The organism is Collimonas sp. GW821-FHT07E08 (assembly GCF_059418905.1).
The window spans coordinates 244197-251657 of sequence record NZ_JBWKQR010000009.1; the positions used below are offsets into that span (position 1 = coordinate 244197).

Consider the following 7461-nt stretch of genomic DNA (forward strand, 5'->3'; position numbering starts at 1 on the left):
GCGTAATACGCTTCGCTATTACGCCCTACGGGGTACGGGGTGCACCTTACCGCGTTATGTAATGCGGCAAGGCGTAGGGCGTAATAGCGAAGCGTATTACGCCGCATGTTTAGTCGACATAACGCAGCATCCCCTCATCGCCACCAGCCCAGTCAGGTGGATAAACATCATTTTTCACCAGCCAATGGAAAGTAGAGTAAGGCCAATCAACCACTCGCGTCACCAAACCATGTTTAACCGGATTAATGTGGACATAATCCATGTGGGCCGCGAAATCTTTTTCATCTCGAATGAGATGCTCCCAATATCGCCTCTGCCATATGCCACGCTCACCACGCCTCTCTCGCACGGCAGAACGCCATTCCTCGTTGGGAATATTTTTAGAAAAACGCATTTTTATCAACCGCCAACGCAGTGCAAAATCAGCATCGCCAGCAGGCAAGGAAATCACGCAGTGCATGTGTTCGGGCAGAACGACCCACCCATGGATAACGAATGGATAGGTACGGCGCACATGCCGCACCGCATCGCGCAATATCGAGATATTGCGTGTCAGTAAATCGTTACCGGTTCGTTGCAATAGATTGATCGTAAAAAAATACGTACCGCATGGATGCCACGCACGTCGATAATTTGACATCGTTTTCCTCATTTGCACGTGCGGCGTAATACGCTTCGCTATTACGCCCTACGCAGCACACCTTACCGAGTTGATTGGAACTCTCCAAAGGAGATGAATCCGGGTTTCATGCTCCACTTTTGCTGTGATGATAGTAGAGATATGCTAGGCCGACAGGTGCGACAAATATCGCCATGCTCCAGCAAATCGCCATGGTCACCAGCTTCACAAAAAGCATCAGCAGAGCGTTAATCAGGAACAGGTTCCGGCCCATGATGAAATTCACGACGGTTTCGTAAACAAAGCGGGAATAAGGGTAAAGCAGAGTGCTAGCTACAAGAAAAACAATCATTGCCGCTTGCGTGGAATGATTTCCTTTGCTCGACACAAAAAAATACAGAGCGGGGAAAATCAGTCCGAACACAAATTGGCGAAAGTAATATTGAGGCGACAGCCCTCCGAAAGTTTTTGCGATGACTGGATGCATGCCGATTTTTCTCCGTGGTTAAAATTAAATCATTTTTAAATTTCGTTCGATCTCCGGCAAGGCATCAAGAGCAGCAAGTCGCATTTCCACCTGCTGGGCTTGCTTGATGTGCTGGGGATTGCGAAGATCGAAGATGTCGCCCACGGCGATGACGATGGAGCCGTGACAGTTGGGCAATGAGATAACTTCGGCGGCTTCAGGGATATCTTGAGGTTTTAAGACTTTGGGAACAAAGCCCATCCAGCCGAGGAACCGGGGATAGGGGAAGGGGCTGAAATCGAAGCTGTACTGATCAGTGCCGCGTTCGCCATCTTTCCTAGGAAGCTGCTCAACATCAAGCGATGCAAATTCAATGGACGCGGGCTTCAGATGCAACACCGCGTTGAGAATGCTTTTCATCCGCTCGGTGAGCCTGCTTGGCCAGGCGAGATCGGGTGTACGGATATGCAGCTGAATTCTCCCCCCACCCGGTTTGAATCTCAGTGTACAAATACCCTCCTCTGTATCGTAGGCTTTCTCATCCATGGCGCTGGTCAGCGTTACTTCAAACCCATATGGATATACAGGCAATATCCCGATTGCAGACCATGCCCTGATGTGTTCAGCCAAATCATGCCTGGCTCGTGCCAGAAATTGAACAGAGTCAGACACGGCTACCAGACGACCTTTTTTACCTGGAGTGACGTACCACTCAGGGATCGGCAGAAATGGGCGTATGGCGGCGAGCAGCTGAGTCAACCTTTCATGGCCCTCTTCCACGGATAAGGCCTCTTCTTTTACAGTGAAAGTAAAGCTGATATTCATTGAATACCTCGCAAATGGGATGGAACGGCGCATGTCGGACATCCATCGCTGAGATGCCAGATTTTTTTGTCACTACTTCATAGGACTTTAAGACTTCAATAACGAAGCAAGGCTACGCTGAAATTACCCCTCAAAATCAGGCTCAATCCCCGGCGAAGCATCGATATCAACTAGTCGCATTTTCACTTGCTGGGCTTGCTTCATGCCCGGATGTTTGTTACAGGCCATCAACCCCGATTGACTAGGCGGATCTGCCGTTGCGATAACTCTGATGTAAGGGCGCCATCCTACGTCTGCGGGCGAGCCGGAAATATAGGAAAAGTCTTAAAATTTTGCGAATCGTGAGGTGGTATCACGGACTCCTCTCAATCGGCTTGCACTGAGGGTGATTGTGGTTCGCGCTACATACGTTGGCTTACCGTGTTACTTGTTAACCACGTTAATATTTTTAAGTCGTTTAAGCTGAGTTGCCCCCAATACTGATATTTCGCAATTACCAGTTTTATCAAAGCGCGTGCCTTCATAGGCTAAAGGCACGCCACAAGAACCGTTTTCAAGACTTGCAATGACAGTATCTACGTGGTGCGCCTTACCGCACTCGCAGAATACCCACGATTCGTTACCCTAGAAATTCCAGCGCACCCCGCCATTCGCAGCCCAGCCACGCAAGCCGGCGCTGCCCGTGCCGTGCTGGTAGGTGGCTTCGCCGTAGAGCGACACGTTATTGGCCAGCTTGCTGGAAGCGCCTGCGCCGACGCGGTAGCTGGCGCCCAGTTGGCCGCTGCTGAAGGTTTCGCTGACATTCCACGCTTCGCTGGCGACGGTGGCCTGCGGCCGGGCGCCGAAACTGCGGATCAGGTCGGCACGCAAATAAGGAGCGAACTTCGGCTCGTCGGTCTTCGCCAGACGCACGCCAAGGCGGCCTGTGGTTTGCGCTGCCGAAGCGATATGTGTGGTCAGGCCGTCGACGTCATTAAAGTCCTTGAAGTTCAGCCATTGTCGGCTTACCTGCGCTTGCGGCTCGACGGACCAGCCCTTGCCTACCGCAAATGGATAACCGACCTCCAGCGACGCTGTCCACATGTCGGCATGTATCTTCGCCACATTGCTGCCGCGCAGGGTTGTGCTGACGTCACCCGAAAAGCGCTGGCCGCTCAGTACCGCATCCATGTAAAGGCCGCTCGCCTGCTGCCAGGTCAGCCAGCCGGATACGCCGTAGGCGGTGTAGTTCGCATGGCTCTCGCCATCGGCGGCCTGAGGCGTGACGCGGGTGGTGCCGAGATCGATCGCCCAGCCGGCACGCAAGGTGGCGTCGCCGTTGTGCAATTTGACCAGGCTGCCGCCAGCCTGCAGCGTGCTCATCTGCTGCTCGAAGTCGTAGCCGTAGTCGTTGAAACTCAGGTCCGAGCGGTACTTCAGCTGGCCGCCCAATACACGGGCGAACACTTCGCCGCCCAGCTGATTGTCGGATTTGCCTGCGGTGTTGCGCAGCTCGCCCAGCCGCTGGTGCAGCGTGTCGAGCGTGCGTGAGCCGTAGTTGAACAGGGCTGTCGGCGCGACCAGGTACGAAGGTATTTGCGGCACGACCGCGATCCGGCCGGGATGCGGCAGTTCCGATTCTTCCGGTTCCCCAGGCTTTCCGGGTTCTTCGGGCTCGCAGCCGCCTTCGCAGACATAGGTATTGCCCAGGCGGTAATCCCAGTTCAGCTTGCCGCCCGGCAGCAGGCTTTGCGACGGATCTGCCTCGCCCGGACCGAAGGCGTGCAAGGTGTACTGCCACGGACCGGCGGCCACATAACCGCCCTTGAGCGCGAACGCATCGGCGCGCGAATCGCCGCCCACCTGCACCAGCGAAATACCTTCGTCGGCATCGACCACGCCGTTCTTGTTAGCGTCGGTCAAGCCGCCCTGCCCGGTCGGCTTGACTTCGATCAGGGTGGTGCCGGTGGCGTTGCCTTCGACCAGCAGGCGGTCGGTGTGCTGGTTAGCCAGCGCGCCGCCTTCGTTGAGCACGGCGTTCAAAGCCACTACGCCGTTCTGGCCGGCGATGTCGCCTTGCACAGTCAGCGTATGGTAGTTGTCACCCGCTGGAGCAGAAAAAGAGACCAGGCCGGCATGGTTCAGGTTCTGCACCGTCGAACTGCCTGCCATCTGCCACTGGCTGCTGGCGTCCAGCGACATGTTGCGCACGGTGCTGGTCGTACCATTCCATAGCGACCGGTTCTCCAGCGATACATCGACGATGGCGTTGCTGTTGGCGACGATATCGCCAACAGCATGTACTTGGCCGTTGAGATTGAGCATCGATTGGGTGCCGGCGCCGGCATCAAGCAACACGCCAGTGCCGCTGCTGGCCTGCGTGCCGTTGAGCAGGCTGATCTGCACCGGCCCACCAGCCACGCTGATGGCAGGGTCGGCAATCACTTCGATCGCCGCGCCGTTAGCACTGTTCAACACACTGTTGCTGACGCGAGCCGTTGCAGCCAGCGCCCCGTTTTGCAGCTGCAGCGCCGAACCGCCTGCGCCGGTTGCCTGGATCGAGGTATCGATAAAGGTGGCGTCGCCGCCGGCAGCGATCAAGACGCCGGCCGCCGCCGCACCGCTGACCTGCACGCTGCCGCCCTGGAACGCCAGGGTGCTGGCCGCAGCATCGCCGGCGGCGCCCACTTGCAGGCCGTGGCTATTCGCGCCCTGCGTGGTTACCTGCGTATTGAGGAATTTCCCCTGCCCGCCGCCGACAATCTGCGCGCCGATGCTGCCGTCGCCGGCGGTAGTGATCGCACTGTTGGAGGCCAGCAGCTCAGCGGCCGGACCATCTGCACGGGCACCGGCACTGGCCGCGCCGGCAGTGCTGATGCGCGTGCCATCCGCCGCCAGCACGGCGCTTGCGCCGGTTGTGTCGAGTACGTGCAAGCCGATCGCGTTATCACCCGTGGTGTTTACCTGGGTATCCAGCAACGTTGCGCTGCCGCCGCCATTACCCACGGTGACGGCGGCGCCGGTGCTGTTAATGTACCCGCCCCGAACCAGCGCGGCGGCGCCCTGGTTGACGACTAGGCCCTGTGCGCCTTCTCCTGCGCTGTCGAGCGCAACGTCGGTAAGGCCGATCAGGCTGCCGCTGCCCGTCGCCAAAGCGCCGATACCGAGTGCGGTATCACTCGCCGACCCGGTATCTACGGAGAGGACGCCGCCACTCATCGCGATGATGGAACCCGAACCAGCATTGAGGCCATAGGCATTCGTGAAGCCACCAGCGTTGTTCAGGCTAGCTGTTACGTAGATGCTGGTGCCGGTCAGATCGACGCGGGTGCCACTGTTGAGAGCAGTAACGCCGACGAAGGGATCACGCCTATTGATGGCGCCACCACTACCCGCCACAGTGATATTACTGTCAGTCACAGCAACCTGCGCACCGCCGGATGCACTGATGCCGGTAGCCTGGCCTCCAGGATTGTTTGACACATTAAGTAGGCTATCTGCCACGGATACCTGCGCACGGCTTGAAGCAGAGACACCGGTACTGCCAAAGGCGCCAGAACCCGTAGTAGTCAAGGATGTATTGCGGATATTGAGGAGGGAGGAATAGCTGGCGCTAGCGCCGCCCTGAGATGCAATCACTGTGCCGTTCTCAAAGTCGAGCTGACTGCCGGCGCCTGTCACCAACATGCCGCTCCCGAAAGTACCGGTGGCCAGCACGTTAACCCCATTGGCAGTCAACGTGCTGCCGCTGTTTACCACTAATCCGGTGACCACGCCGGCGCCATTGCTGAAATCGCTGTTTGATACCGTGATGTCACTGTTGGTCAAAATGACTTGTGAAGCATTTTGAGCATACACACCTCTTATGTCGTCACGCGTATTACCGGTCACATTAATGGCTGTGCTATCCACCTTCAAAGTTGCCATACTGTGGACCGCCGCACCAGTGCCAACACTGGTGATACTGCCCCCCCGAAAGTCGATCAGGCTGCCAGCGTCAGTGACGTACACACCCGGGAGGCCAACCAATGTGTTAACTACATTCACCGGACCGCTAGTAGTAATGCTGCCACCTCCGAACGCTTGCAAGGCAGCAAAACCACCGTTCGAGTCATAGTCTCCCGAGGCGATCAGATGCTCGCCAGGTCCGGCCACCAGCGGCGGATTGGCAGCATGGACGGACGCAAATGGCGCACATAGCAGGCTGCTTATGGCAAGCGCAAGGGTGCGCTTTTTGAGCACCGGCGGGGAAGTCAATGTTTTCATGATGGTTTGCGGTTGATAATCAACGATTGTTGTATGCAACTCGCGAGTATGCGGAACAGCGTGTTTAAGACGAATAGGAAAAGTCTTAAATTAAATTACGTTAAGAAAATTCTTAAATGAGGGCGGGAAAAATGCCAGGAAAAAACGAGTCCCAGGTGAACTAAGCCGCGCTTGCCAGCGCTCTGACATCAGTTGCCGAGGCAAACGACGACCGGAGCCGGCACGCCTGCCGACGTCCATTGCCTTATATGCAGCAATGAATAATGCGGTAAGGCGTAGGGTGTAATAGCGAAGCGTATTACGCCGCATGCTTGATCGACATCATGCAGCATTCTCTTATCGCGATTCACCCCCAATTCATTTGACACCGCGTGCCTTGGTGAGGCATCACATGCGGCGTAATACGCTTCGCTATTACGCCCTACGTGGTACGGCTTACCGCACTCGCAGAATACCCACGATTCGTTACCCTGAAAATTCCAACGCAGTAAGGCGTAGGGCGTAATAGCGAAGCGTATTACGCCGTATGCTTGATCGACATCATGCCGCATTCTCTTATCGCGATTCACCCCCAATTCATTTGACACTGCGTGCCTTGGTGAGGCATCACATGCGGCGTAATACGCTTCGCTATTACGCCCTACGTGGTGCGCCTTACCGCACTCGCAGAATACCCACGATTCGTTACCCTAGAAATTCCAGCGCACCCCGCCATTCGCAGCCCAGCCACGCAAGCCGGCGCTGCCCGTGCCGTGCTGGTAGGTGGCTTCACCGTAGAGCGACACGTTATTGGCCAGCTTGCTGGAAGCGCCTGCGCCGACGCGGTAGCTGGCGCCCAGTTGGCCGCTGCTGAAGGTTTCGCTGACATTCCACGCTTCGCTGGCGACGGTGGCCTGCGGCCGGGCGCCGAAACTGCGGATCAGGTCGGCACGCAAATAAGGAGCGAACTTCGGCTCGTCGGTCTTCGCCAGGCGCACGCCAAGGCGGCCTGTGGTTTGCGCTGCCGAAGCGATATGTGTGGTCAGGCCGTCGACGTCATTGAAGTCCTTGAAGTTCAGCCATTGCCGGCTTACCTGCGCTTGCGGCTCGACGGACCAGCCCTTGCTTACCGCAAACGGATAACCGACTTCCAGCGAAGCTGTCCACATGTCGGCATGTATCTTCGCCACATTGCTGCCGCGCAGGGTTGTGCTGACGTCACCCGAGAAGCGCTGGCCGCTCAGTACCGTATCCATGTAAAGGCCGCTCGCCTGCTGCCAGGTCAGCCAGCCGGATACGCCGTAGGCGGTGTAGTTCGCATGGCTCT

The 7461-nt window shown here is 57.0% G+C and carries 6 protein-coding genes; 1 reads left to right on the plus strand and 5 read right to left on the minus strand.

Annotated features, from left to right (window positions below):
• Positions 1–109 precede the first annotated feature (109 nt).
• From AC07RZ_RS14070 to AC07RZ_RS14085, 4 genes are all read right to left on the minus strand, one after another.
• Entirely contained in the window at positions 110–640 is a 531-nt protein-coding gene (locus AC07RZ_RS14070; protein ID WP_494668360.1) for an REP-associated tyrosine transposase, read from the minus strand.
• 106 nt (positions 641–746) lie between these two features.
• Complete coding sequence (locus tag AC07RZ_RS14075; RefSeq protein ID WP_494668361.1) at positions 747–1106, minus strand: hypothetical protein; 360 nt, start codon at positions 1104–1106, stop codon at positions 747–749.
• Between the two features lie 24 nt (positions 1107–1130).
• Positions 1131–1943 carry a hypothetical protein gene (locus AC07RZ_RS14080; RefSeq protein ID WP_494668362.1) on the minus strand — a complete coding sequence of 271 codons (813 nt, stop codon included), beginning with the start codon at positions 1941–1943 and terminating at the stop codon, positions 1131–1133.
• 591 nt (positions 1944–2534) lie between these two features.
• A complete protein-coding gene (locus AC07RZ_RS14085; RefSeq protein WP_494668363.1) occupies positions 2535–5309 on the minus strand; it encodes an autotransporter family protein in 2775 nt (924 codons plus the stop codon).
• A gap of 265 nt (positions 5310–5574) precedes the next feature.
• On the opposite strand from AC07RZ_RS14085, the gene AC07RZ_RS14090 reads away from it, so the two are divergent.
• The gene (locus tag AC07RZ_RS14090; protein ID WP_494668364.1) at positions 5575–5739 is read left to right on the plus strand and encodes a hypothetical protein; all 165 of its coding nucleotides are present in this window, start codon (positions 5575–5577) and stop codon (positions 5737–5739) included.
• A gap of 1105 nt (positions 5740–6844) precedes the next feature.
• Here AC07RZ_RS14090 and AC07RZ_RS14095 read toward each other — a convergent pair.
• Positions 6845–7461 (minus strand): autotransporter outer membrane beta-barrel domain-containing protein (locus AC07RZ_RS14095; protein WP_494668365.1); only part of this gene is annotated, 617 nt, incomplete at its 5' end.